Source organism: Streptomyces sp. LS-MS-L19 (assembly GCF_058382285.1).
The window spans coordinates 7,659,933-7,682,389 of sequence record NZ_JBYCLL010000001.1 but is presented as its reverse complement, the minus strand read 5'-3'; the positions used below and the strand labels follow the sequence as shown (position 1 = coordinate 7,682,389).

Genomic DNA, 22,457 nt, shown 5'->3' with positions numbered 1-22,457 from the left:
CGCGGGGACCCGTCCGGCGCTCTGTCCGGTCAGGCGGGTCCCCGCAGGCGGTGCACGACCGCGGTCACCGTCATCTCGCCGCCCACGCGCAGCGGGCCGAGGCGGCGCCGGTTCTCCCCGTGGTCGGGGCTCGTCTCGAACGCCCGGAAACTCGCCTCGTCCGTCCAGTCCGTGTACACGTAGTACACGCTCGCGCCCGCCATCGCGCCGGCCCGGGCCAGGACCTGTCCCCTGTTGGCCGGGCTGCGGCCGATCGTCCGGGCGATCTCCAGCCAGAGCTCCTCGAATTCCCGCTCCCTGCCGGGAACGATCTCCATCCGCAGCACCACCCGCACCGGTTCCCCGGCCCGCGGCCCGCTCATGGTGCTCACCGTCCGGTGTGCCGGGCGAGGACCGCGGCGTCCTTGTCGCCGTCGCCCGCGCGCACGACGTCCTCGAAGCGGCCCCGGACCCTCTCCAGCACGGGCATCGGCACCCCGAGGTCCGCCCCGTCGGAGACCGCGAGGCGCAGGTCCTTCTCCATGAGCGCCGAGCGGAAGAACGCCGGTTCGTAGCTGTCCTTGCGCATCAGCTCGGCCCGGAAGCGCAGGACGGCCGAGCTGAAGCCGCTCCCGGCGACGGAGGCCAGCAGCTGGTCGCGGTCCAGTCCGGCCCGTACGCCGTAGGCGACCGCCTCGGCCAGGGCGGCGACCTGGGCTCCGAGCAGGAGGTTGAGGACGAGCTTGACGGTGGCCGCCGTGCCGGGGGCGCCGACGGTGACGACCTCGGTGCCGATCGCCTCCAGGAGGTCGCGCACCGCCTCGATGTCCTGCTCCTCCCCCGCGGCGAACACACGCAGGGCGCCCTGCCGGGCCTGGAGCGGGTTGCCGACGACGCAGGCCTCCACCCGGCGCACTCCGGCGGCGCCGAGCCGCCGGGCGCTGTCGCGGGCGTAGCGCGGGGAGACGGTGGAGGTGTCGACGACGGTGGCGCCCGGCCGCAGGACGGGCAGTACCTGGCCGAAGAGCACCTCGTCCACGGCGGCCTCGTCGCTGAGGCTCAGCACGACCGTGTCCCGGTCGGCCGCCGCCCCTGCGGCCGAGCCGGCGACGTGCGCGCCGGCCTCGGCGAGCGGAGCCGCCCTGCTCGCCGTGCGGTTGTGGACGGTGAGCTCGAAGCCCGCGTCGAGCAGGCTGTGCGCCATGCCGGCGCCCATGGCGCCGAGTCCGATGAATGCCGGTTTCCTGCTGCTCACAGTGGTCTCTCCCGGGATCGTGAAAGGGGAAGGGGGAACGGGAAGGGCGAACGGCCCCCGGCACGGCGGCGGAGCCGGGCCGGGGACCGGGGACCGGGGGGTGCGGGTCAGTGCGTGGCGTCGACTTCGTAGACCGCGAACGGCACGGGTCTGCGGGTGTCCCGGTAGGCGCGCAGCGGGGCGGTGTCCGCGCGGTGCGAGTCGCCGGACTCCCAGGCGTCGAAGGCCTCCCGACCCGCCCAGCGGCTGAGCACCACCAGGGACGTCGGGTCGTGGGGGCTGCGCAGCAGTTCGTTGCCGAGCAGCCCGGGCACCGTCGCGAGCCGGGTGCTCACCTCGTGGTAGGCGGCGCGGACGGCGGCCAGTTCCCGTTCGTCGTGGGCGGCCTGATAGACCATCACCCGCACCTCAGTCATGGACGGTCGCCGCCCTTCCCTCGATCCGGGCGACGATGTCCATGGTGTGGAAGGAACCGCCGGACCGGAACGGATGGAGCTTCGCGCGGTGCCGCAGGTGTTCGGGGCTGTCCTCGAAGGAGCGGAACCCGGCCTCGTCGACCCAGTCGCTGACGATCCAGTAGACGCGCGGCTCGGCGGTGTCGCGGGCCAGCCACTGGCCGAGGCACGCCGGGTGCCCGGTGACCGCGTCGGTGCCGCTGAGCCACTCCGTCTCGAACGCGGCGGCCGCGCCCTGCTGCACCTCCATACGGAGCACGACCCTGAAGCCCATCAGGAGATGCCTCCGTCCACGCTGACGGTCGAGCCGGTGACGTACCGGGACAGGTCGCCGGCCAGCCACAGCACCGCGCCCGCCACCTCCTCGGGGAGGCCGAGCCGGCCGAGGGCGGTCTTCGCGCTGTACCGCTCGATCATGAGGCGGCGGTCCGCCTCCGGCAGCGCGTGCAGGTTCTCGGTCTCCACGACGCCGAGCGCGACCACGTTGAAGCGGATGCCCCGGGGCCCGAACTCCTTGGCCAGGGAGCGGTTCAGCCCCACGAGCGCCGCCTTGGTGGCGGTGTAGTGCGAGCGCAGTGGTATGCCGGCGTCCACCGCCTTGGATCCGATGCTCACCACGGAGGACCCCGCCCGCAGCAGTGGCAGCGCGTGCTGGACGACGAGGTGGGCGGCGGTGAGGTTGGTGGCCAGGACGCGCTGCCATTCGTCCAGGGAGAGCTGCTCGTACGGGATGTGGCTGATGGCACCCGCGTTGTTGACGACCAGGTCCAGGACGCCACCGTGGGCCTCGCGCACCTGCTCCAGCAGCCGGGCGACGCGCACCGGCTGGGTCAGGTCGGCCTGGACCACGAGGTGGTCGCCACCGATGTCCTTGAGCTCCCGTTCCAGGGAGGCGACGTACTCGCTCTCGCTGCGATAGCAGGTGACGACGTCGACTCCGGCGCGTGCCAGGGCGAGCACGATGCCCCGGCCGACGCCTCGGGTGCCGCCGGTGACCAGGGCCTTCTTGCCCCTGAGACCGAGATCCATGGTTGCCTCGTTTCTTGGTGGGAGCCCGCGGTGGGTGGGTGCGAGCCCGGACGGGCTCGTGGGGAGGGTCGTCACAGCAAAGTGGTCAGGGCGGCGCAGTTCACGGCGAAGGCCGCGATGGTCAGGACGCTGCGGCGCCGGTTCCACGGGCCCCAGCTGGGGCGGGGGTCGAGCCGCGCGAAGTCGGCCGGCAGCCGGTCCGGGTCGATGGTCCTGATCCACTTGTTGACCGGGACGTTCTTGGTCACCGAGATGGCCACGGTGACGGCGGCCGCCAGCGCGCCCGCCCCGAAGAGCAGCCGCGCGGCCGTCTGCGGTGCCGTGAGTGCGAGGACACCGTCGCCGAGCACGGTGCCGAGCAGGCAGATCGGCATGGCGGGGTCGTAGCGGGTGGCGAAGAAGGCGTGGGCGTGCACGTAGCGGTCCGGGGGCAGGGCGGCGAGCAGCGGCCACCCGCCCAGCTGGGTGCCGAGGAGGACTCCGGCGGCGAGACCGTTCAGCAGCACGACCACCGGGGCGAGCACGGGGATCATCAGGGCCTCCGCGGTGTGGGTTCGGGTGGTACGGCGTCAGACGGCGGCGCGGGCGGCCGCCTCGACCTTGTCCTTGATCAGCCGCATCTGCACCGCGGTGCTCCGGTTGAGGTGTTCGGTCATCGCCGCGTCGGTGACCGGGGCCTCGGGCTTCATGCGGAAGTCCTGGATCCAGCGCATCCGGATCCCGCCCCCGTCGGCCGGGGTGTACTCCCAGCGGAGGTTCATGTAGGCGAACGGCCCGGTCTCCACCCGGTGGGCCACGACCGTGCGGGTCACCGGGTCGGGAGTGCGCCGGGAGACCCACGACCAGACGTTGCCGTCCTCGTCGGGGTGCATGGTGAGCCGGAAGGTGACCGTGTCGCCGTCGCGGTCCAGGATCTCGGCGGAGGCGTACTCGCTGAACAGGTTCGGCCAGTCGGCCACGTCGTTGGTGGTGTCCCAGACGAGGTCCATGGGTGCCTGGATGACGATCGAGTTGTCGGTGTGGCCTGCCATTGCGGTTCTTCCTTCCGGTACGGGGTGCCGTGACGGGTGCTCAGCGCCCGAGGACGAGGGCGGACACGAAGCCGCCGTGCCCGCGGGCGAGGACGAGGGCGTGCCGCAGGTCGGCGGCGCGCGGTTCGCCGGTGACCAGGTCGATGTCGCAGCCCGGTGCGAGGGCGGTGACCCCGGCGGTGTGCGGGACGACGCCGTCGCGCAGGGCCAGCAGGGCGGTGGCGGCATCGAGGGCGCCGCCGCCTCCGTAGAGCCGCCCGGCCAGCACCTTCGGGACGGTGACCGGGACGCCGCGCGGACCGAAGACGTCGCTGATCGCCTCGGCCTCGGCGCGGTCGGCAGCGGGCATCGCGGCGCCGTCGGCGAAGACCACGTCGATCGCGCCGGGTTCGAGGCCCGCGTCCGCCAGCGCCTTCAGCAGGGTGCGGCGCAGAGCCGGGGGGCGGCCGCTGCCGGGGGGCGGGTCGAAGCCTGCCGCGTATCCGAGGACGGCGCCGTACGGCTGCCCGGCGCCGCGTTCGCGGGCTGCGGCGGCGTTCTCCAGCACGAGGATGGCGCCGCCCTCGCCGGGCAGGTGTCCGGCGGCCGCGCGGTCGAAGGGCAGGTAGGCCCGCGCCGGGTCGGGGACGGTGGAGAGCGTGCCGGCGGCGAGCTGGGCGGTCAGGCCGTAGGGGCACAGGGAGGCGTCGGTGCCCCCGGTGAGGACGAGCCGGGCCCCGCCCCGGGTGAGGCGACGGGCCTGCCCGACGGCGTCGAGGCCGCCGGCCTGCTCGGCGCAGAGCACCCCGCACGGGCCGCGCATGCCGTGCCGGATCGAGAGCTGCCCGGTGGTGGCGGCGTAGAACCAGGCGATCGACTGGTAGGCGCCGACCCAGGACGGGTCGTGCTGGTAGAGCGCCTCCATCTCGTGCTGGCCGAACTCCGTTCCGCCGGAGGAGCTGGAGGTGACGACCGCCATCTCGTACTCGGGCAGCCCGGCGGGGTCGACGCCCGCGTCGTCGAGCGCCGACTCGGCGGCGGCCAGCGCCAGGTGGGTCCAGTGGTCGGTCTGCGGGATCAACCGCCCGGGCACCCGCTCCTGTGCCGAGAAGCCGGGCACCTGCCCGGCCAGCCGGACCGGGTAGGGCTCGGGGTCGAAGCGCTCGATGCGCCCGATGCCGGACTTGCCGGCCAGCACTGCGGACCAGTGGGCGTCGATGCCGATGCCGGTGGGGGCGGTGATGCCGAGTCCGGTGACGACGGGCGCCTCGGGCCGGGTAGCCGGGGTCGGTCGCGGGCTCATGTCAGCTCCCCTCGTGGTCGACGACACCGGGCCGGGTCAGCACCATGGCGCTCTGGAAGCCGCCGAAGCCGCTGCCCACGGTGAGCACGACGTCGGTGGCCTGTTCCCGGGCGGTCAGAGGTACGTAGTCGAGATCGCACTCCGGGTCGGGGTGGTGCAGGTTGGCGGTCGGCGGGATCACCCGGCGGTCCAGGGTGAGGGCGCAGGCCGCGATCTCCAGGGAGCCGATGGCGCCGAGCGAGTGGCCGACCATCGACTTGATGGAACTGACCGGGATCCGGTGGGCGTGGTCGCCGAGGCTGCGTTTGAAGGCGGCGGTCTCGTGACGGTCGTTCTGCTTGGTCCCGGAGCCGTGGGCGTTGACGTAGTCCACCGCGGTGGGATCGAGCCGGGCCCGGTCCAGGGCGACCCGGATCGCCTCGGCCATCTCCCGGCCGTCGGGCCGCAGCCCGGTCATGTGGTACGCGTTGCTGCGCCCGGCGCTGCCGACGATCTCCGCGTACACATGGGCGCCGCGCGCCTCGGCCGCCGTCTTCTCCTCCAGCACCAGGACGGCCGCGCCCTCCCCTAGGACGAAGCCGCGGCGATCCCGGTCGAAGGGGCGGGAGGCGTGTTCGGGGTCGTCGTTCATCGGTGTCGTGGCCCGGATGGCGTCGAAGCAGGCCGCGCTGATCGGCGAGACGGGTGCGTCGGTGGCGCCGGCGAACGCGACTTCGGCGCTGCCTTCCTCGATCAGCTGGACGGCGTGCGCCACAGCGTCGATGCCGGAGGTGCAGCCGGTGGAGACCAGGGCGACCGGTCCCTCCGCGCCGACCTCGCGGGCCACCTCCACCGCGAGGGTGGAGGGCACCATGTAGCCGTACAGGTGCGGCACCGCGTAGGCGGGGTCGACCAGCCACTGTCTGCCGTGGTCGCTGAGGACGACGTACTCCTCCTCCAGGCCCATGGTGCAGCCGACCGCGCTGCCGAGGCCCACGGCGATGTCCTCCGGGGCCAGGGCGGCGAGGTCCAGGCCGCTGTCGGCGAGGGCCTCGCGCGCGCAGACGACGGCGAACTGGGCGGCCCGGTCCGTACGTCGGATCTGCCGGGCCGTCAGTCCGGCGGCCACCGGGTCGAAGTCCACCTCGGCGGCCACCTGGGAGCGCAGGGCGGCCGGGTCGAACAGGGTGATCCGACGGGTGGCGGTCCGGCCGGCGGTGAGCAGGTCCCAGAACGCCTCACGGCCGACCCCGCCGGGGGCCACCACACCGATGCCGGTGACCACGGCCCGCCGCGGGCCGGCCCGGTGCGCGGTGGTCACGGCGTCCCACCGACCCGGGGTTCCCCGGCCCGCGGGTGCTGGACCTGTTCGGTGTCCACGTGCCCGAGTTCGGGGCGGGGCGCGAGCGGGGAGAGGTGGAAGACGCAGTGCGCCACCGTGTCGCCGGTGTTGACCAGCCGGTGCCGGACGCCGATCGGGACGAGCAGCGAGTCCCCGGCGGCCAGGAAGACCGGCTGGCCGTCCATGGTCATCTCCAGCTCCCCGGAGACGATGTGCAGGAACTCCTCGGAGTAGGGGTGGTAGTGCTCGCTGACGAAGTCGCCGGGGGCCAGCTCGAGGCGGCCGCCGAAGCCGGAGGTGCAGGCCACGGTCTTCGGGCTGAGGGTCACCCGGATGTCGCCGCCCCGCCGGGTGTTGGCCTCGACGTCGGCGGAGGTGACCCGGACCGTGCGGGTGAGCGTGGTGGGCCGGCCGGCCGTGGGAGTGGCGGTCACAGGATCCGCCCCCCGTCGCCGGTCCACACGTAGAAGGGGGTCGCCATGGCGTCCTTGGGTTCCTTCCAGTCCGGGTCGTAGGGGTGGACACATTCCGCGAGCCGGGTGTTGACCTCCTCGTAGAGGGGGTGGCTGCGGGCCCGGTAGAGGTTGGGCGAGATGTCCTGGTCGGCCTCGACGAGGTGGAAGTACAGATCGTGAAAGCGGAAGAGGGTCCGCCGGGAGACCCCGATCATGTGGGGCAGGTCGGTGGCGTCCGAGTCGCCGAAGATGGCGGCGATGTCGTCGGTCCGCCCCGGGCGCAACTTCGCCACGATGAGGGTTCGATGCACTGCTGGCCTCCTGCCAACCGGTTACCGGAAATCGGCTCCGTGGCACCGTCGCAGCGGCTGCTGGAATGCCGCTCGAAAGCGCGTACAGGACGGCGACGACGCGTACCGGACGGCGGCCGCGGCACCCCGGACACTCCAGGCGGACACGAGCGCGCTCTGCTGGCATGGCGGATGCCCGTACGTCCAGCTCCCGAACAGGAGAGGCCCATGCCGTTCGCCGCCGTCACCTACGACGTCAAGCCGGGGTTCGAGGAGGAACTCGCCGAGATCTTCCGCACCTTCCGCCGGGTGAAGTCGGACCAGGTCAGGGACGAGACCGGCGCGCGGGCCGGCCGGATCCTGTCGACCGCGGTGTTCGTCCGGGACGCCACGCTGGTCCGCGTCATCGAGTACGAGGGCGATCTCGACGCGGTGGCCCGTCACATGGCGGCACAGCCGGGCGTGCAGGAGGTGGAACGGAAGCTGAAGCCCTATCTGAGCAGGCCGCGGGAGACCGACACGGCGGAGGGCTTCGTTGCGACCTTCCGGCGCAGTCTGCTGCGCACCGTCGCCCAGGTCTCGGTCCGCGACCGGCAGCCCACCGCGGGCTGAGGCGTACGGAGGCGGCCCGGAACCTGGGGGTTCCGGGCCGCCTCCGTGCGCGGGACGCGTCGGGCCGTCACCGGAGGGCGACCGCCGCCGCGTTGACGGCGAGGGCCATGACGGCGAGGGAGGTGCGCAGCAGGTGCCAGCGCCGCCACAGCGGGCGCGGGTCGGTCCAGTCGTCGGGCAGCCGCCGGGGGTCGGTGACCGCCTTCACGCGCCGGTTGATGGGCACGTTCGCGAGGTGGGACACCGCGGAGACCCCCAGCAGCAGCACGGCGGCGGACATTGCGAGGGCCCGGGCGGTGCCTGTGGACCACACGGCCAGCAGGGCGTCCGCGGCGGTCGAGGTCAGGACGATGACCGGCATGGTGGGGTCCCAGTTGCGGCCGAGCAGTTGGTGGGCGTAGACGTAAATACCGGTCGGCATCGCGAGGAGGGCCGGCAGGACGCTCACCGCGACCGCGAACAGCACCCCGGCCGTGAGCCCGCTGCCGAGCAGCACCAGGACCCCCAGAGTCACCGTCATCCGCTCACGTCCGGGTGGGGTGGGTGTCGATCGTCAGCTGGGAGACCGACCGCATCAGGGCGTTGCGGAAGTACTCCTGGAAGCCCTCCGCGGTCGAGGTGTCCCGTCGCTCGGCGAGGAAGGGCGCCAGTCGCTCCTCCAGCTGGTGCACGCCCTGCTGCCCGGCCATGTGCCGGCCCACGGCGGCGAAGTCCCCCTCGTAGTGGATGACACGGACCATCACGTCGTCCTTGACGAACACCCCGGTGCCCAGCAGCCGGCCGGACGGGGTGCCGCCCTCGGCGCCGAACTCGGGGGTGTCGACGCGTTGGAAGGCGGCGAAGATCTCGGCGATCTCGTCCTCGTGCCCCGGCCGGACCCGGTAGGTGATCGCTGCGTACGGCATCAGGCGGCCTCCGTCCGCAGTCCGGCGTTGATCAGCCGCAGCAGCAGTCTCGGGGTCTCCACGCCCGTCACGTCCTCGTCGGCCAGTTCGACGCCGTATTCGCGCTTGACCAGGCCGGCCACCTGGAGCAGGGCGAGGGAGTCGTAGCCCAGTTCCAGGAAGGTCAGGTCCGAGACGTCCTGCGTCCCCGGATCCGCCGTCTCGATGTCACCGGCACTGTCGCGCAGCAGCGCGGTCAGCTCCTCCATGGTGAGTTCGTTCATCGCGGGTTCCTCTCGTGGCTCGTCGTCGGGTCGGTGCTCCGGCGCGCCGGTCCGTCGGCGCGCCGCTGTCGTGGGACGCGGGCTCAGCCGGCGCGTAGCAGGCTGCGGGACCGGGGTTCGGCGGGCAGGTCCAGCGCGGGGTCGGAGGCGAGCAACGCGCACTGCAGTTGCCGCAGTTCGGGGGACGGGTCGAGACCCAGTTCGGTGTTGAGCACGGTGCGCAGCCGCTGGTAGGTCTCCAGCGCGGTGCTGCGGCGTCCGGCCCGGTGCAGGGCGAGCATCAGCTGGGCGTGGTAGCCCTCGTGCAGCGGGTACTGGTCGGCGAGCCCGGACAGTTCGCCGACCAGCTCGTGGTGGCGGCCGAGACTGAGGTCCGCCTCGATGCGCCGGCTGAGGATGCTCAGCCGGGACTCCTCCAGGCAGCGGGCCTCGGCCTCCAGTCGCGGGCCGCGCTGGACGTCGGCCAGGGCCGGGCCCCGCCACAGGTCGAGGGCCTGCCGGAACGCCTGGGACGCGGCGGCGGGGTCCCCGGCCTCCATCGCGCGGTGGCCGCGTCGGGAGAGCCGGTCGAACTCCTGCGAGTCGGCCGATCCGCCCCGGGTGTCCAGCAGATAGCCGCCGGGTTCGGTCACCAGGACGCTCTTGTTGCCCAGCGGCAGGTCGCCGTGCGGCGCGTCGCCGAGCGCGGCGGAGATACGGCCGCGCAGTTGCAGGACGTAGGTCTGGAGGGTGGTCTGCACGCTTCGGGGCGGACGCTCTCCCCACACCTCCTCGATCAGGGTCTCGACCGGGACGAGTCGGTTCGGACAGGCGGCCAGCAGCGCCAGGACGGTCCGTGGCTTTCTCGCCGTGGGTACGACCGGTTGTCCCGAGAGTTCGACCTTGAGCGGACCGAGCAGACCGATGTCCACAGGGAGTCCTCCTTGGCATGGGTGAGGGGTCAGCGCGTGGCCGGGGCGGCGGTCGCCGTCGCGGCCAGTGGTTCGAGCAGCTGCCCGACGAGGCGGGGCAGTGCGGGCTCTCGTACGAAGAAGTGGTCGCCCGGCACGACGTGCATGCGGAACGCGCCCGTCGTCCAGCGTTGCCACCCCGCGACCGCGGCGGGGGCGACGACCCGGTCCCGCAGTCCGGCGAAGGCCCGGACCGGGACGGGCACCGGACGGCGTGCGCGCTCCCGCAGGGCGCGGCAGAGCCGGAGGTCGTCGCGGGTGGTGGCCAGTGTGCTGCGCAGCAGGGCCGGCCGGGCCTCCAGGTCGGCGGGGAGACCGCCGGCCGCCCGCAGCGCGGCCAGCAGCCGGTCATCGGTCAGGTCGCCGTCGTCGGGCGGGCCGCCGTCGTCGGTCAGGCCGTTCGGCAGGTGCGGTGGGGCGCAGGCGCCCAGGAGCAGCGCCCGCGGCGGCCGCCGGCCTGCCGCGAGGCGATGGTCGGTGTAGCCATGGGCCACCAGAGCGCCGAGGCTGTGCCCGTAGAAGGCGTACGGTTCCTCCTCCAGCAGCTCGCCGAGGCTGTCGTCGAGGTCCCGGAAGAGGACCTCGGGTTCGGTGATGCCGGCCTCGGCGCGCCGGCTCTCCCGGCCGGGCAGCCGCACGGGCACGACGGAGAACGCGGGGCCGACGCGGCGGGTCCAGCCGGCGAAAGCGGAGGCGCCTGCTCCGGCATGGTGGAAGCAGTAGAGGGTCAGGGAGGTGCCGGTGCGCGGCCGGGCCGCGAGGTACTGGTTCACAGGAGTCCTCTGCCGTGGGACGGCGCCGCCCGGTCCGGCCGGGGGCGGGCCGGGACGGGGAGCGGTGTCGGCGCGTGGGTGAACGTTCGGCCGAGCGGCACGGGCGGCCCGCGAGCAGCAGCCGCGACCGTGCGGGTGAGGGGACGGGTACGGGGCGGACGTGGGGTGCGGTGCCGGATCGCGACGGTGTTCGATGCCGTGTCCGACTGTCTGGAGCTTGCCATCTCGCGGCGACCCGCCGACAGTGACGCCTTCAGGAATCGGGCAGGAGGAAGACTCACGCGAGGACCATGAGATTCTCACGGTCCCCCGCCGTCACGGCAGGTCGAGGGTGGTGTCCGCACGCTGCGGCCGGTCGGCGCCCACGGGCGGCGGGGCCGCGTGGCCCAGTCCTTGTCGGGAAAGGGCGCCCGGTGGGTACCTAGCTCTGCATGACACCTGAGCGATCCGCCCCGGCCGTGCCGACGGCCACGTACCGGCTCCAGTTGCAGCCCGAGTTCCCGTTCGGGGCCGCGGCGGCCGCCGTGCCGTACCTGGCCTCGCTCGGCGTCTCGCATCTGCACCTGTCGCCCGTCCTGGAGGCCGTGCCCGGTTCGACGCACGGCTACGACGTCGTCGACCCCGCGCGCGTGCGCGGGGAACTCGGCGGCGAGGACGGGCTGCGGGCGCTGTCGAGCACCGCGCGGGAGCACGGGCTCGGGCTGGTGCTGGACATCGTGCCGAACCACATGGCGATGGCCCCGCGGCACAACCGCGCCCTGTGGGAGGTGCTGCGGGAGGGCCCGAAGTCGCCGTACGCGCGCTGGTTCGACATCGACTGGGAGGCGCAGGGCGGCCAGGTGCTGCTGCCGGTGCTGGGCCGGCCGGTCGGCGCGGAGCTGGGCAACCTCACGGTGGACGGCGATGTCCTGCGCTACTACGACCACGAGTTCCCGCTCCGCGAGGGCACCGGGGAGCTGCCGCTGCCGCAGCTCCTGGACGCGCAGTGGTACCGCCTCGGCTGGTGGCGGCTGGCCCGTACGGAGCTCAACTACCGGCGCTTCTTCAGCATCTCCGAGCTGATCGGGGTGCGGGTGGAGGACCCGGAGGTGTTCGAGGCGACCCACGCCAAGGTCCTCCAGCTGCTGCACGAGGGGGTGGTGGACGGGCTGCGGATCGACCACCCGGACGGGCTCGCCGACCCCGACGGCTACCTCCTGCGGCTCCACGAGGCGACCGGCGGCCGCTGGACGGTCGTGGAGAAGATCCTCGCGGACGGCGAGCACCTACCCGCCTCCTGGCCGGTGGCCGGGACGACCGGCTACGACGCCCTCAGGCACCTCGACGGGCTGTTCACGGACCCCGCGGGGTTCGGGGAACTCCTCGGCCAGTACCGGCGCTTCGCGGCCCCGCAGACGGACCGCGGCGGCGACTGGGCGGCGACGGTACGGCGGGCCGCGTACAAGGTGATCACGCACGAGCTGGCGGCCGAGACCGAGCGGCTGACCCGGGTGGCGGTACGCGTGTGTGCCACCTCCCCGGAGCCCGCGCTGCGCGACCGGGCGCCCTGGGCGCTGCGCACCGCGCTCCAGGAGCTGCTGGTGCGCATGGAGGTCTACCGGCCCTACGCCTCCTCGGACGCCGCCGCCGTGGTCACCGAGGAGGCCGCGGCCGAGGCCCGGCTCGCCTTCGTGGTCCCCGAGGAGGCGGAGGCCGTGGACGTCGTACGGGATCTGGTGCTGGGGCGGGCCGGTGACGGGCCGGAGCACGTGGAGTTCCGGACCCGGTTCGCGCAAACCTCGTCGGCGCTGCGGGCCAAGTCCGTGGAGGACACGGCGTTCTACCGGTACATGCCGCTGCTGTCGGCGACCGAGGTGGGCGGGAACCCGGGGCGCCCGGCCGTCTCCGTCGAGGACTTCCACGCCTACTGCGCGCGCGTGCAGCGGGACTGGCCGCTGACGGGGACGGTTACCTCGACGCACGACACCAAGCGCAGTGCCGATGTGCGGGCGGCGCTGGCCGTGCTCACCGAGTGCCCCGAGTGGTGGGCGGACACGCTGGCGGAGGTGACGCGTGCCGGTGACGGGGTTCCCGACGCGCAGCAGGCGTGGGCGGCCTGGCAGACGGTGTTCGGGCTCGGCCCGGCGGAACCCGGGCGGGTGCGGGAGGCGCTGCTGAAGCATGTGCGCGAGGCGGGCCTGTACACGAGCTGGACGGAGCAGGAGCCGGCGTACGAGGAGGCGGTGGCGGCGTTCGTCGCGGCCGGGCCGTGCGGGCCGCAGGGCGAGCGGGTGGCCGAGCTGCGGAGCCGGCTGCGGCCGCACATCCTGGCGAACGAGCTGGGCGCGGCCCTGGTCCAGCTGACCATGCCCGGGGTGCCCGACGTGTACCAGGGCACGGAGGGCGAGTACCTGGCGCTGGTGGACCCGGACAACCGGCGGGTCGTGGGGTTCCCGCCGGAGGACTCCGGCGACAAGGGCGCGCTCACCGCGGCGGCGCTGCGGCTGCGGCGGCGTCGGCCGGAGGCCTTCGGGGCGGCGGCGACCTATGAGCCGCTGGCCGCCGAGGGGCCCGCTTCGGCGCACTGCGTGGCCTTCGCGCGCTCCGGGGAGGTGGTCACCGCGGTGACCCGGCTGTCGCTGCGGCTCGCGGAGGCGGGCGGCTGGCGGGAGACGGTGCTGCCGCTGCCGGCCGGGGTGTGGAGCGATGTGCTGGTGCCGGAGCGGGAGTTCTCGGGACAGGTGCAGCTGGCGAAGCTGTTCGGCGAGTCGCCGGTGGCGTTGTTGGAGCGGGTGGGTGGGGCGGAGTGAGGGGGACGGGGTGAGTGGTCGGGGCCCGGGGCGGGCGGTCTGGACCGGGGCGGGCGGTCGGGGTCGGGTGAGAGCGGCTGGGGGCGGTCGGGGCCGGGTGAGAGCAGCTGGGGCGGACGGGTCCGGGTGAGAGCAGCTGGGGCGGACGGGTCCGGCGTGCGCTCTTCATCGCACGCCGGGGCGTCGCTCTCGCGACCGGCTCACGCCCGCGCATGCTCCCGGGGTTCGTGCCGGACGGCCGGCGCGCGGTGGCGGGCGACGACCCGCTGTCCGCGGCCGGGGCCCATGTGTCGCTGCTGCCGCTGCGGGCGCCCGAGATGACCCGGTGTCCGGCCCGGGGCGGCGGTGTGGCGGGGACGCTGATGCGGGCGCGGGGGCGGGAACGCAGGCGGGACTTAGGCGGGGGCGGCCCCGTCGGCCCCTACGGCTCTACCCGCTGCCGGTAAATGCCTCTGGGCGCCCCCTGGAGCCTCCCCCTCGGCGTCCTTGACAGCTCAACCAGAGCGTGGGGTACTGCGGATTGCGAGGCCGGTCGGACAGGTCGGGGGTGAGTCTCCTGCCGGAGCTGCGCTACCCCACGGTGCCCGAACTTGTCGTCTCCGCTCGGGTGTTGGCCGCCAGACGGCCCGGCGTCTGCCGGCTGCGGCAGGTGGGCGTCTCGCGCGCGGGCAGGCCCCTTGAGTTGCTGTCCGTCGGCCACTCCCCACGGGCCGTTCTGGTCGTCGCCGGCGCCCACGCCAACGAACCGGCGGGCGGCCCCGCGGCCCTGGCGGTGGCGGAACGGGTGCTGGCCGAGCCGGAGTTGCGGGCGGACACCTCCTGGCACTTCCTGCTGTGCGCGGATCCCGACGGGGCGAGTCTCCATGTCACCCCGGCCCCGCGCAGCCTGTTCGACTACCACCTCGGCTTCTTCCGGCCGGCCGGCGAGGAGCAGCCCGAGTGGGCCCCGTCGATGCTGCCGCCCGACCGGCTGCCGCCCGAGACCCGCGCGCTGACCGCGGTGATCGACGAGCTGCGGCCCTACCTCCAGGTGACCCTGCACGGCACCGATCTGGGCGGCAGCTGGGTGCAGTTGACGAAGGACGTCCCCGGTCTCGCCGAGCCGTTCGCCAAGTCCGCGGCGCAGCTGCACATTCCGGTGGAGACCGGCGCCTCGGACGCGGCGGGCTGGCCGGCCCTGGGCCCGGGGGTGCATGTGATGCCGGCGCCGGGCGCGGGGGCGGCGTACCCGAGCATGCCGGACGACGCCCGGCGCAGTACCTGGTACCACGCGCACCGTTACGGCGGTCTGACCGCAGTCGTGGAGGTGCCGATGTGGGCGAGCGACCTGGTGGACGATCCGGCGCCGCATCCGGCCCCGGCGGCGGCGATGCGGCGGCTGGCGGGCCGGCTGCTGCGGGAGTCGCGGGCGGTGGAGCGGGTGCTGGCGGACGCGCGGCCGCGTCTGGAGGGCGCCGACGGGCCGTTGCTGCGGGCGGCCACCTGGGGTCTGGAGCTCGTGCCGGGGCTGGCCGCGGACTGGATCCACACCCGTCCCGCCGACGACACCAGGGCGTACATCGGCAGTGTGGACGCGTTCTCCCGGCGGCTGCCGCTGCGGGCGGCGGCCATGCTGCTGCGGGTCCTGCGGGAGAGCGACGACCGTGCGGCGCCGCGTCTGGAACGGCTCGTGAAGGCCTGGAGCGACTCCTTCGCGGAGCGTTTCCGGGCCCGCTGGGTGCCGTTGGAGCACCAGGTGGAGCACCAGGCCCGCACGGTCGTGGCGGTGGCGCTGCACGCGCGTGTGCGGGCCGGCTGAGGACGACGCGACGCCAAGCGCGTGCGTGCGCTTCAGTGCGTACGTCAGCTCTCCAGGGCGAACACGGCCCCGGTCCGCGCCTCCATCACGCAGCCGTTCGGGAAGGTCTGCCGGTACTCGACCGGCCGGCCGCCCCACTGTCCGCGCGCCTGGACGGTGACCGGCGCGTAGACCATCGGGCAGTACACGTCGGCGGCCGGGAGGGCACCGATGTCACCTCCGGCGGCGTCGAGCTGGGCGCAGGCCTCGGTGGCGCGACCGTGGCCCTGGGGCGGGTCGCACAGCAGCAGGGTGCCGCGGGTGTCGCTGGAGCGGCTGTCGCCCTTGGTGACCAGGAGGTAGAGGTAGTCGCCGCCGGACCGGGCCTCGGCCGGGGCGGGGGCCGCGGCGGCCAGCAGCAGGGCGGCCGTCGCCGTCAGACCCGCACGCGCCGCTCGTCGCCGTGCTGTCGCTGTGGTGGTGTGCGTCATTCCCGATGCATCGGCACGGCGGCCTCGGAACCCCACCCGGGCTCACCCGAACGGGAGCACGCGGGCGCGTACCGTGCGGCGAGCTCGAAGGCGGCGAGCACGACCCGGGACTGGTACTCGATCTGGCGCGGGACCGGGATCCAGCGGGCCCCGCAGCCGTCGCGGTAGTCGGCGCACCAGAGGTCGATGAGCCGGTCCAGCTCCGGCAGCGCGCCCGCCGGGTCGACGCCCGCGCGGGTGACGAGCTGGTGGAGGAGTCCGGCGGTGCGCAGGGCCAGGCGCCGGCCCGCGATGCGCAGGGCGGTCAGGTGGCCGGCGCTGAGCGGGGGCAGCGGGCGGCCGCCGTCGGTGACGTCGGGGTCCCAGGCGTCGGCGAGGCCGGGGCCGACCAGTAAATAGTCCTCGACCGGGGAGAGCAGCCGCGCCGCGTCCTGGGTGTCCGAGACATGCGGGCGGATCCGCGCCAGGACGTCCTCCAGGAGCCGCGCGTCGTGGCGCAGGGCGTGGCTGACGGTCCGCAGCACGGCGGCCCCGTCGGCGGGCGTACCGGCGTCCTCGACGGCGGCCACGCCCCACATGGGCGCCTCCACGACGGCGGTCACGGTGCCGTACGGGTGCGGGTGGTACCAGGTCGACTCGACGGCGGCTTCCGTTATGGCGGCGGCCAGGTCGCCCCGGCGCGGCGGCGGGATGCGGTAGACGGCCGGGCCCAGGCACGGCCAGTAGAGCGTGTCGTACGGTCCGACCTCGCGCGGGATGCGCAGCCGGGCGGCGGTGTGGGCGACGTGCCGGGAGATGCCGGGCAGGTCGTGGGTGAGTTCGACGAAGCCGCCGCCGACGTCGACGCCGTGCAGGGAGCACTGGAGGAAGGGGCGCAGCTCGTCCTGGAGGGCGAGGAGGGTGCGGGTCTCCGGGAGCGCGGCGGCCTCCGCGCCGTCCGGGAGCCACTCCGGCTGTTCGCCGAAGCCCGGCCGGAAGAAGTTCCGGAAGTAGCGGTCGAGGGAGTACGGGCCGCGCAGCCAGCCCTCGTTGCGGCGCAGGCCGTCGGGGTCGAGGCAGAGCAGGAGGTTCCAGGTGGCGTCGGCCCCCGCGGTGAGCCGGGGGTCGGCCAGGGCCCGCTCGGCGAGTCTGAGGACGGTGCCGCCGCCCACGGGCTCGTTGGCGTGCGGTCCGGCGACGACGAGGGCCTGGCGGCTGCCGTGGCCGACGGAGAGCAGCCATAGCGGGTTGCCGGCGCGTGAGGTGCCGACCCGGCGCAGCCGGGCGTCCGCGGGATGGCGGGCGACGAGCGCCGCGGCCCGTGCGCCCAGCTCGTCGACGGTCGGGTAGCGGAGGAGGGGCGGCAGGGCACACCTCCACAATGTGGTGCCGTCGGTTCACCTGGTGTGCATGGTGTACGCACAGTCAGTCACGAGTTGGGGGGTACGTCAACACCGTGCGGAGGAAAGGGTTTTGGGTCGCGACGGCACGTAAAGCCCAGGCCAGAGGTGAGGTTGGGCTCAGTTGACCGCGAGCCGGAAGGCCATCCGCCCGAACCCGACCTGGTCGCCCTCACGGACGACGGCGGCACCGATGACCCGACGGCCGTTCACGGTGGTGCCGTTGGTGGAGCCGAGATCGCGCAGCACCCACATGCCGCCCTGCCGGGTCAGTTCGGCGTGCACACGGGAGACCGTCTCGTGGGTCAGCCTGAGGCCGTTCGCCGGATCCCGTCCGATGCGCAGCGCGTGACCGCTGCCGGGGTGCGGCAGCAGCAGCTTGGGCAGCCGCTCGGCCTGCCACGCCCTGCGCAGCCGTACGGTGAAGCCGGAGACCGCCTCGACGGTGCCGAACACCAGCCGGGAGACGCGGTTCTCCTGGGGCAGGTCGGCGGTGAGCGCGGCGAGTTCGTCGGACCGGCGGGCGATGAGGGCCAGTTCCATGCGGCGCACGAACGTGTCGTGCGAGAGGCGGCCCATGGCGACGCCGTCACGGAGCACCTTCAGCGCCTTGTCGCGCTCCACGTCGGAGAGCCGCGCGGGGTACGTGTTGAACTCGAAGGACGACGTCACGTTGGTGATTGTCGGGCAGTGAACCCCGGGTGTCCAGAAAACGAGACAACGGCCGCCACGCACGCGTACCTGACGACACCTGCCACAAAGGGGCTGATTCCGAGGCGGATTGATCGTGTTTGAAGCACCATGGACGGGCTACATCCCGGTGAGCCGACGAAGGGGACCGTCCGTGCAGTTCGAGGTGTGGGCACCGCAGGCCGGCCGTGTGACGCTCCATTGCGAGGGCGCCACGCGCGCGTTGGAGCGCGATCCGGACCGCGCGGGATGGTGGTGGACGCAGGCGGAGGCCGGGGACGGCACCCGCTACGGATACGCGCTGGACGACGGCCCGGTGCTGCCCGATCCGCGCTCCCGGCGCCAGCCGGACGGCCCGGACGGGCTCAGCGCGGTCGTCGAGCACGAGCGCTACGCCTGGCGTACCCACTGGGCGGGCCGCCCCCTGCCGGGCGCGGTCCTGTACGAGCTGCACGTGGGCACCTACACGCCCGAGGGCACGCTGGACGCGGCCGCCGCCCGCCTTGAACACCTCGTCGAACTCGGCGTGACCCATGTCGAGTTGATGCCCCTGTGCCCCTTCCCCGGGCGCCACGGCTGGGGCTACGAGGGCGTCTCCCTGTGGGCCGTGCACGAGCCCTACGGCGGCCCCGAGGCCCTGAAGCGTTTCGTGGACCGGGCGCATGAACTGGGCCTCGGGGTCGTCCTGGACGTGGTGCACAACCACCTCGGCCCGTCGGGCAACTACCTGCCCGCCTTCGGGCCGTACTTCACGGACACGCATCACACTCCCTGGGGTTCCGCGGTCAACCTGGACGCGCCCGGCTCGGACGAGGTGCGCGCGTATCTGCTGGGCAGCGCGCTGTCCTGGCTGCGGGACTACCGGATCGACGGGCTGCGCCTGGACGCCGTGCACGCGCTGGCGGACACCCGCGCGTGCCACTTCCTCGAGGAACTGTCGACGGCCGTCGACGCCCTCGCCGCCGACCTGGGGCGGCCGCTGTTCCTGATCGCCGAGTCGGACCTGAACGACCCGCGGCTCATCACGCCCCGCGCGCAGGGCGGTCTCGGGCTGCACGCGCAGTGGAACGACGACTTCCACCACGCCCTGCACACCGCGCTGACCGGCGAGTCCCAGGGCTACTACGCCGACTTCGCCCGCGCTCCCCTGGCCGCGCTCGCCAAGACGCTCACCGGCGGCTACTTCCACGACGGCACCTGGTCCAGCTTCCGCGGCCGCGGCCACGGGCGTCCGCTGGACCGCACCCGTGTGGCGGCGCACCGGCTGCTCGGCTACTCCCAGACCCACGACCAGGTCGGCAACCGCGCCCAGGGCGACCGGCTGGCGGCCTCCCTCTCCCCCGGCCTGGCGGCCTGTGCGGCGGCGCTGGTGCTGACCGCGCCCTTCACGCCCATGCTGTTCATGGGTGAGGAGTGGGCGGCGGGCACGCCCTGGCAGTTCTTCACCGACCACACCGATCCCGAGCTCGCCGAGGCCGTACGGCGGGGCAGGCGGCGGGAGTTCGCGGAGCACGGCTGGGCCGAGGAGGACGTGCCCGACCCGCAGGACCCGGCGACCCGGGACCGCTCCTGCCTCGACTGGTCCGAGCTCGGGCGCGAGCCCCACGCGCGCGTGCTGGCCTGGTACCGCCGGCTCCTCGCGCTGCGGCACGAACAGCCGGACATCACCGACCCGGACCTCGCCGACACCAAGGTCGCCTACGACGAGGACCAGCGCTGGCTCGCCTTCCGCCGCGGGGACGTCCGGGTGGCCGTGAACCTCTCGAAGTCCCCGGCGGCCATCCCCCTGGGTCCCCGGGAGGCCCGTGTCCTGGCGGCCTGGGAGCCGGTGGAGGCACCGGGCGCGGACGGGGTGCTGCATGTGCCCGGCGAGTCGTGCGTGGTGCTGCTCCAGGCGTGACCTGACGGCTTCTCCCTCGCCTCCCCTGCTCAGGCGAGGGCGGACAGGGCGGGCGCTCCCTGGTGGTGGGCCCGTATGCGCAGGCCTCGGACGACGATCACGCCGAGTCGGACGACGACCTCCCCGAACGCCATGAGGACCAGGGCGGCCACCCACGCCTGCCCGCTGGTGATGTCGTGCTCGGCGGAGAAGCGGGCGACATGCGCCCCGCCGGAGGGGTGGGAGGACCAGACCGCGAAGCCGAGCCGGAAGCCCATGCTGACCACCCAGAGTGCCGCCGCGCCCAGCGTCGCCTTGACCCGTATGTGCCCGTCGGCGAACCGCACGCGGGTGATCAGTCCCCCGGCCAGGCCGAGCGCGACGCCGATGCCGGCGAACACGCCGATCAGCAGAGGGTCATGGCCCGCCGTGGGGATGTGGTGCAGGTAGGCGGTGCCCGCCCAGGTGATCAGGACGAGGGGCAGCAGCACCGTGCGCAGGGTCAGCCGCTCCTCGCGCAGCTGCCGGAAGACCACGAGGAGAAGCGCCACGTCGATGAGCCAGTCGGAGATCGTCATGCTTCGACTATCCGGCTCCGACCCGGTCACGCGCCTCGGCCCACGGGTGGACGGCGGGTGGAAAAGCGCAGGTGGAGACGGCTCCACCCGCCCGCCTACAGCTCCGCGTCGTCCGTCTCCTCGTCCCGCAGCTCCGTGACCCGTTCCAGCAGGATCGCCTCCCAGGCGCGGCCGAGGCGGGTCCTCAGCAGGCCGAGCGGCGCGCCTTCCCGGCGTTCGAGGGCCGCGGCGAGGTGGATCACGGTGTCGCAGCGGGCGAGCCAGAGGCCGCGCAGGCAGGGGCGGGCGCCGTACCCGGCGAGGGTGGCGGCGCGGACGGCGGCGGGGGCGCCGACGGCGACGGCGAGGCCCGCGATGTCCTCGGCGGGGTCGCCGACGACCGTGTCGGTCCAGTCGAGGACGCCCCGCACCCGGCCGTCGGCGCTGACCACGAGGTGTTCGCCGGTCAGGGCGTGGTGCACGAGGACCGCGCTGCCGGGCTGCGCGGCGAGCTGGACCGCGGCGGCCGAGGTGAGCTGCTGGAGCCGGGCCGGGTCGAACTCGTCGGCCGTGCGCAGGAGTTCGGCGGCCCGGCCGGCCTCCCGGCGCAGCGCCTCCAGGGAGCGCGGGGCGAGGCGTGGGACGCCGAGCGCCTCGGCCTGCCGTACGGGCACCTCGCGCAGTCCGGTGAGGAGCCCGGCCAGGTCGGCCTCGCCGACGGCGGAGACGTCGTGCTCCTCCGCCGAGCCGCCGGGGACCTTGGTGTCCAGCGTGTACGCCAGCCCTGGCGCCCACTCGCCCTGCGCGACGCTGGTCGGCACCGCGACCGGGACGTGCGGGCGGACCAGGTCGCGCAGGCGCAGTTCGCGGCGTCGGCGGGTCGCGGCCGCGCGGTCGGCGGAGAGGCGCAGCACGTGGCGGGTGCCGACCCACCAGGTGGCGTGCTCGCCGCCCTCGGCGACGGGCCGGACCTCGGGCCCGCCGGTGTCCGCCGTGCCGTCCTTGAGCAGGGAACGGACCAGCCGGCGGACCGTGTCCGCGGTGGGTGTCGGTGCCTGGGTCATGGTCGCGCCGTAGTCAGTCGAGGGTGGAAGGGCTCCTGAGGGTTCGGTCAGTCCACTATGACCATCTCGCGGGTCGTGTCGTTGAGCCTGCGGCCGCCGTCCTCGGTGACCGTGACGATGTCCTCGATGCGTACCCCGAAACGGCCCGGCAGATAGACACCGGGCTCCACGGAGAAGCACATGCCCGGCACGAGGGGCTGTTCCTCGCCCTCGATCATGTACGGCGGTTCGTGCGTGGTGACGCCGATGCCGTGCCCGGTGCGGTGGATGAAGTACGCGCCGTACCCGGCGTCCGCGATGACCGCGCGGGCGGCCCGGTCGACCTCCTGGCAGGCCGCTCCGGGCCGTACCGCGCCGTAGCCCGCCTCCTGGGCCGCGCGGACGAGGTCGTGCACCCGGCGTTCCTCGTCGGTGGGTTCGCCGACGTGGACCGTGCGGGAGGTGTCGGAGCCGTAGCCGTCCTTGAGACCGCCGAAGTCGAGGACGACCATGTCGCCGCGTTCGATGACCCGGTCGCCGACCTCGTGGTGCGGGTTGGCGCCGTTCGGTCCTGAGGCGACGATGGTGAAGTCGACCTGGGAGTGGCCGAAGCGGCGCAGCAGTCCGGCGAGGTCGGCGGCGACCTCGGACTCCCGGCGGCCGCCGAAGGGAACCTTCCGGATCTCCTCGAACGCCGCGTCGGCGGCCTCGCCCGCCGCTGCCAGCAGCTCCAGTTCCGCGGGGTCCTTGACGGCCCGGAGCATCGGCAGGGCCTCGGTGAGCGAGGCGTACGACGTGCCGGGCAGTGCCTTCTGGAGGCCCAGCAGGTGCATGGCCCAGGCGTTGTCGCTGATCCCGAACCGGCCGCCGGTGTCGAGGAGGGCGGCGGTGGCGGCGTACGGGTCCTTGCCGTCGGTCCAGTCCCGCAGGGTCAGGGCGCTCGCGCCGGCGGCCTTGGCGGCGTCCGGGGCCTCCAGGGTGGGGACGACGAGGACGGGGTCCTGGCCGGGGGCGAGGACCAGCAGGGTGAGGCGTTCGGTGGCGGCGGTGGGCGCGTAGCCGGTGAGCCAGACCAGGTCCGGCCCCGGGGCCACCAGCAGGCCCGCGAGCCCTGCCTCGGCGGCCGACCGGGCCGCGCGCTCCATGCGCGCCCTGTAGTCGTCGGCGGCGAAGGGCGCTGCGGTGCCGGTCATCCGGGCCTCCCTGGGCGGGTGTGGGTCTTGGGCAGCATCCTGCCCGTACGGCGTGGGCG

At 74.0% G+C, this 22,457-nt stretch carries 27 protein-coding genes; 5 read left to right on the top strand and 22 right to left on the bottom strand.

Going from position 1 to position 22,457, the window contains the following annotated elements:
* Positions 1–29: 29 nt before the first annotated feature.
* The 11 genes from AC2XR2_RS34285 to AC2XR2_RS34235 form a co-directional block, all read right to left on the bottom strand.
* Positions 30–362 (bottom strand): antibiotic biosynthesis monooxygenase family protein, encoded by a 333-nt coding sequence (locus AC2XR2_RS34285; RefSeq protein WP_381308186.1) that lies wholly within the window; start codon positions 360–362, stop codon positions 30–32.
* Positions 363–367: 5 nt separating this feature from the next.
* Positions 368–1,234: an NAD(P)-dependent oxidoreductase gene (locus tag AC2XR2_RS34280; protein WP_381308189.1), complete on the bottom strand. Its 867-nt coding sequence runs from the start codon at positions 1,232–1,234 to the stop codon at positions 368–370.
* Positions 1,235–1,341: 107 nt separating this feature from the next.
* Positions 1,342–1,650, bottom strand: a complete 309-nt coding sequence (locus AC2XR2_RS34275; RefSeq protein ID WP_381308190.1) for an antibiotic biosynthesis monooxygenase family protein — start codon at positions 1,648–1,650, stop codon at positions 1,342–1,344.
* Positions 1,643–1,963 (bottom strand): antibiotic biosynthesis monooxygenase family protein, encoded by a 321-nt coding sequence (locus tag AC2XR2_RS34270; protein ID WP_381308193.1) that lies wholly within the window; start codon positions 1,961–1,963, stop codon positions 1,643–1,645. Before AC2XR2_RS34270 ends, AC2XR2_RS34275 begins: the two co-directional genes overlap by 8 nt.
* Entirely contained in the window at positions 1,963–2,718 is a 756-nt protein-coding gene (locus AC2XR2_RS34265) for an SDR family NAD(P)-dependent oxidoreductase (protein ID WP_381308195.1), read from the bottom strand. Before AC2XR2_RS34265 ends, AC2XR2_RS34270 begins: the two co-directional genes overlap by 1 nt.
* Before the next feature lie 71 nt (positions 2,719–2,789).
* Positions 2,790–3,251, bottom strand: coding sequence for an anthrone oxygenase family protein (locus tag AC2XR2_RS34260; RefSeq protein ID WP_381308198.1), 462 nt, complete (start codon positions 3,249–3,251; stop codon positions 2,790–2,792).
* Positions 3,252–3,287: 36 nt separating this feature from the next.
* Positions 3,288–3,749: an SRPBCC family protein gene (locus tag AC2XR2_RS34255; protein ID WP_381308200.1), complete on the bottom strand. Its 462-nt coding sequence runs from the start codon at positions 3,747–3,749 to the stop codon at positions 3,288–3,290.
* Between the two features lie 40 nt (positions 3,750–3,789).
* On the bottom strand, positions 3,790–5,031 hold the full coding sequence (locus AC2XR2_RS34250) for a ketosynthase chain-length factor (protein WP_491517151.1): 1,242 nt from the start codon (positions 5,029–5,031) through the stop codon (positions 3,790–3,792).
* 1 nt (position 5,032) lies between these two features.
* A complete protein-coding gene (locus AC2XR2_RS34245; protein ID WP_381308205.1) occupies positions 5,033–6,331 on the bottom strand; it encodes a beta-ketoacyl-[acyl-carrier-protein] synthase family protein in 1,299 nt (432 codons plus the stop codon).
* Positions 6,328–6,786 (bottom strand): cupin domain-containing protein, encoded by a 459-nt coding sequence (locus AC2XR2_RS34240; RefSeq protein WP_381308208.1) that lies wholly within the window; start codon positions 6,784–6,786, stop codon positions 6,328–6,330. Before AC2XR2_RS34240 ends, AC2XR2_RS34245 begins: the two co-directional genes overlap by 4 nt.
* Positions 6,783–7,118, bottom strand: a complete 336-nt coding sequence (locus AC2XR2_RS34235; protein ID WP_381308211.1) for a TcmI family type II polyketide cyclase — start codon at positions 7,116–7,118, stop codon at positions 6,783–6,785. Before AC2XR2_RS34235 ends, AC2XR2_RS34240 begins: the two co-directional genes overlap by 4 nt.
* Before the next feature lie 207 nt (positions 7,119–7,325).
* On the opposite strand from AC2XR2_RS34235, the gene AC2XR2_RS34230 reads away from it, so the two are divergent.
* Complete coding sequence (locus AC2XR2_RS34230; protein ID WP_381308213.1) at positions 7,326–7,709, top strand: SchA/CurD-like domain-containing protein; 384 nt, start codon at positions 7,326–7,328, stop codon at positions 7,707–7,709.
* A gap of 67 nt (positions 7,710–7,776) precedes the next feature.
* Here AC2XR2_RS34230 and AC2XR2_RS34225 read toward each other — a convergent pair whose 3' ends face one another.
* The 5 genes from AC2XR2_RS34225 to AC2XR2_RS34205 form a co-directional block, all read right to left on the bottom strand.
* Positions 7,777–8,229 carry an anthrone oxygenase family protein gene (locus AC2XR2_RS34225; protein WP_381299238.1) on the bottom strand — a complete coding sequence of 151 codons (453 nt, stop codon included), beginning with the start codon at positions 8,227–8,229 and terminating at the stop codon, positions 7,777–7,779.
* Positions 8,230–8,233: 4 nt separating this feature from the next.
* Positions 8,234–8,614: a SchA/CurD-like domain-containing protein gene (locus tag AC2XR2_RS34220; protein WP_381299237.1), complete on the bottom strand. Its 381-nt coding sequence runs from the start codon at positions 8,612–8,614 to the stop codon at positions 8,234–8,236.
* A complete protein-coding gene (locus tag AC2XR2_RS34215; protein WP_381299236.1) occupies positions 8,614–8,877 on the bottom strand; it encodes an acyl carrier protein in 264 nt (87 codons plus the stop codon). Before AC2XR2_RS34215 ends, AC2XR2_RS34220 begins: the two co-directional genes overlap by 1 nt.
* 83 nt (positions 8,878–8,960) lie before the next feature.
* Positions 8,961–9,788: an AfsR/SARP family transcriptional regulator gene (locus tag AC2XR2_RS34210; RefSeq protein ID WP_491517150.1), complete on the bottom strand. Its 828-nt coding sequence runs from the start codon at positions 9,786–9,788 to the stop codon at positions 8,961–8,963.
* Between the two features lie 29 nt (positions 9,789–9,817).
* Positions 9,818–10,600, bottom strand: coding sequence for a thioesterase II family protein (locus tag AC2XR2_RS34205; RefSeq protein ID WP_491517149.1), 783 nt, complete (start codon positions 10,598–10,600; stop codon positions 9,818–9,820).
* A gap of 431 nt (positions 10,601–11,031) precedes the next feature.
* On the opposite strand from AC2XR2_RS34205, the gene treY reads away from it, so the two are divergent.
* The 3 genes from treY (at position 11,032) to AC2XR2_RS34190 (ending at position 15,187) form a co-directional block, all read left to right on the top strand.
* Positions 11,032–13,389: a malto-oligosyltrehalose synthase gene (gene treY / locus AC2XR2_RS34200; RefSeq protein ID WP_491517148.1), complete on the top strand. Its 2,358-nt coding sequence runs from the start codon at positions 11,032–11,034 to the stop codon at positions 13,387–13,389.
* Positions 13,390–13,601: 212 nt separating this feature from the next.
* Complete coding sequence (locus tag AC2XR2_RS34195) at positions 13,602–13,835, top strand: hypothetical protein (protein ID WP_491517147.1); 234 nt, start codon at positions 13,602–13,604, stop codon at positions 13,833–13,835.
* Positions 13,836–13,936: 101 nt separating this feature from the next.
* Entirely contained in the window at positions 13,937–15,187 is a 1,251-nt protein-coding gene (locus AC2XR2_RS34190; RefSeq protein WP_491517146.1) for a M14 family zinc carboxypeptidase, read from the top strand.
* Positions 15,188–15,231: 44 nt separating this feature from the next.
* On the opposite strand, the gene AC2XR2_RS34185 is transcribed toward AC2XR2_RS34190, so the two are convergent.
* The 3 genes from AC2XR2_RS34185 to AC2XR2_RS34175 form a co-directional block, all read right to left on the bottom strand.
* On the bottom strand, positions 15,232–15,657 hold the full coding sequence (locus AC2XR2_RS34185; RefSeq protein WP_381299230.1) for an SSI family serine proteinase inhibitor: 426 nt from the start codon (positions 15,655–15,657) through the stop codon (positions 15,232–15,234).
* Positions 15,654–17,018 carry a M14 family zinc carboxypeptidase gene (locus AC2XR2_RS34180; RefSeq protein WP_491517145.1) on the bottom strand — a complete coding sequence of 455 codons (1,365 nt, stop codon included), beginning with the start codon at positions 17,016–17,018 and terminating at the stop codon, positions 15,654–15,656. Before AC2XR2_RS34180 ends, AC2XR2_RS34185 begins: the two co-directional genes overlap by 4 nt.
* A 138-nt stretch (positions 17,019–17,156) precedes the next feature.
* Positions 17,157–17,708 carry an FHA domain-containing protein gene (locus tag AC2XR2_RS34175; RefSeq protein WP_330263747.1) on the bottom strand — a complete coding sequence of 184 codons (552 nt, stop codon included), beginning with the start codon at positions 17,706–17,708 and terminating at the stop codon, positions 17,157–17,159.
* Positions 17,709–17,880: 172 nt separating this feature from the next.
* On the opposite strand from AC2XR2_RS34175, the gene treZ reads away from it, so the two are divergent.
* Positions 17,881–19,626, top strand: a complete 1,746-nt coding sequence (treZ, locus tag AC2XR2_RS34170; protein ID WP_491517144.1) for a malto-oligosyltrehalose trehalohydrolase — start codon at positions 17,881–17,883, stop codon at positions 19,624–19,626.
* 29 nt (positions 19,627–19,655) lie between these two features.
* Here treZ and AC2XR2_RS34165 read toward each other — a convergent pair whose 3' ends face one another.
* From AC2XR2_RS34165 to AC2XR2_RS34155, 3 genes are all read right to left on the bottom strand, one after another.
* Entirely contained in the window at positions 19,656–20,183 is a 528-nt protein-coding gene (locus tag AC2XR2_RS34165; protein WP_491517143.1) for a hypothetical protein, read from the bottom strand.
* Between the two features lie 95 nt (positions 20,184–20,278).
* Positions 20,279–21,226 (bottom strand): aminoglycoside phosphotransferase family protein, encoded by a 948-nt coding sequence (locus AC2XR2_RS34160; RefSeq protein ID WP_491517142.1) that lies wholly within the window; start codon positions 21,224–21,226, stop codon positions 20,279–20,281.
* 47 nt (positions 21,227–21,273) lie between these two features.
* Complete coding sequence (locus AC2XR2_RS34155; RefSeq protein WP_491517141.1) at positions 21,274–22,398, bottom strand: aminopeptidase P family protein; 1,125 nt, start codon at positions 22,396–22,398, stop codon at positions 21,274–21,276.
* Between the last annotated feature and the right edge of the window lie 59 nt (positions 22,399–22,457).

Coding starts and splice junctions, on each gene's coding strand:
- AC2XR2_RS34285 (WP_381308186.1), bottom strand. CDS start 362: ATGAGCGGGCCGCGGGCCGGGGAACCGGTGCGGGTGGTGCTGCGGATG.
- AC2XR2_RS34275 (WP_381308190.1), bottom strand. CDS start 1,650: ATGACTGAGGTGCGGGTGATGGTCTATCAGGCCGCCCACGACGAACGG.
- AC2XR2_RS34270 (WP_381308193.1), bottom strand. CDS start 1,963: ATGGGCTTCAGGGTCGTGCTCCGTATGGAGGTGCAGCAGGGCGCGGCC.
- AC2XR2_RS34265 (WP_381308195.1), bottom strand. CDS start 2,718: ATGGATCTCGGTCTCAGGGGCAAGAAGGCCCTGGTCACCGGCGGCACC.
- AC2XR2_RS34260 (WP_381308198.1), bottom strand. CDS start 3,251: ATGATCCCCGTGCTCGCCCCGGTGGTCGTGCTGCTGAACGGTCTCGCC.
- AC2XR2_RS34255 (WP_381308200.1), bottom strand. CDS start 3,749: ATGGCAGGCCACACCGACAACTCGATCGTCATCCAGGCACCCATGGAC.
- AC2XR2_RS34250 (WP_491517151.1), bottom strand. CDS start 5,031: ATGAGCCCGCGACCGACCCCGGCTACCCGGCCCGAGGCGCCCGTCGTC.
- AC2XR2_RS34230 (WP_381308213.1), top strand. CDS start 7,326: ATGCCGTTCGCCGCCGTCACCTACGACGTCAAGCCGGGGTTCGAGGAG.
- AC2XR2_RS34225 (WP_381299238.1), bottom strand. CDS start 8,229: ATGACGGTGACTCTGGGGGTCCTGGTGCTGCTCGGCAGCGGGCTCACG.
- AC2XR2_RS34220 (WP_381299237.1), bottom strand. CDS start 8,614: ATGCCGTACGCAGCGATCACCTACCGGGTCCGGCCGGGGCACGAGGAC.
- AC2XR2_RS34215 (WP_381299236.1), bottom strand. CDS start 8,877: ATGAACGAACTCACCATGGAGGAGCTGACCGCGCTGCTGCGCGACAGT.
- treY (WP_491517148.1), top strand. CDS start 11,032: ATGACACCTGAGCGATCCGCCCCGGCCGTGCCGACGGCCACGTACCGG.
- AC2XR2_RS34195 (WP_491517147.1), top strand. CDS start 13,602: ATGCTCCCGGGGTTCGTGCCGGACGGCCGGCGCGCGGTGGCGGGCGAC.
- AC2XR2_RS34185 (WP_381299230.1), bottom strand. CDS start 15,657: ATGACGCACACCACCACAGCGACAGCACGGCGACGAGCGGCGCGTGCG.
- AC2XR2_RS34165 (WP_491517143.1), bottom strand. CDS start 20,183: ATGACGATCTCCGACTGGCTCATCGACGTGGCGCTTCTCCTCGTGGTC.
- AC2XR2_RS34160 (WP_491517142.1), bottom strand. CDS start 21,226: ATGACCCAGGCACCGACACCCACCGCGGACACGGTCCGCCGGCTGGTC.
- AC2XR2_RS34155 (WP_491517141.1), bottom strand. CDS start 22,398: ATGACCGGCACCGCAGCGCCCTTCGCCGCCGACGACTACAGGGCGCGC.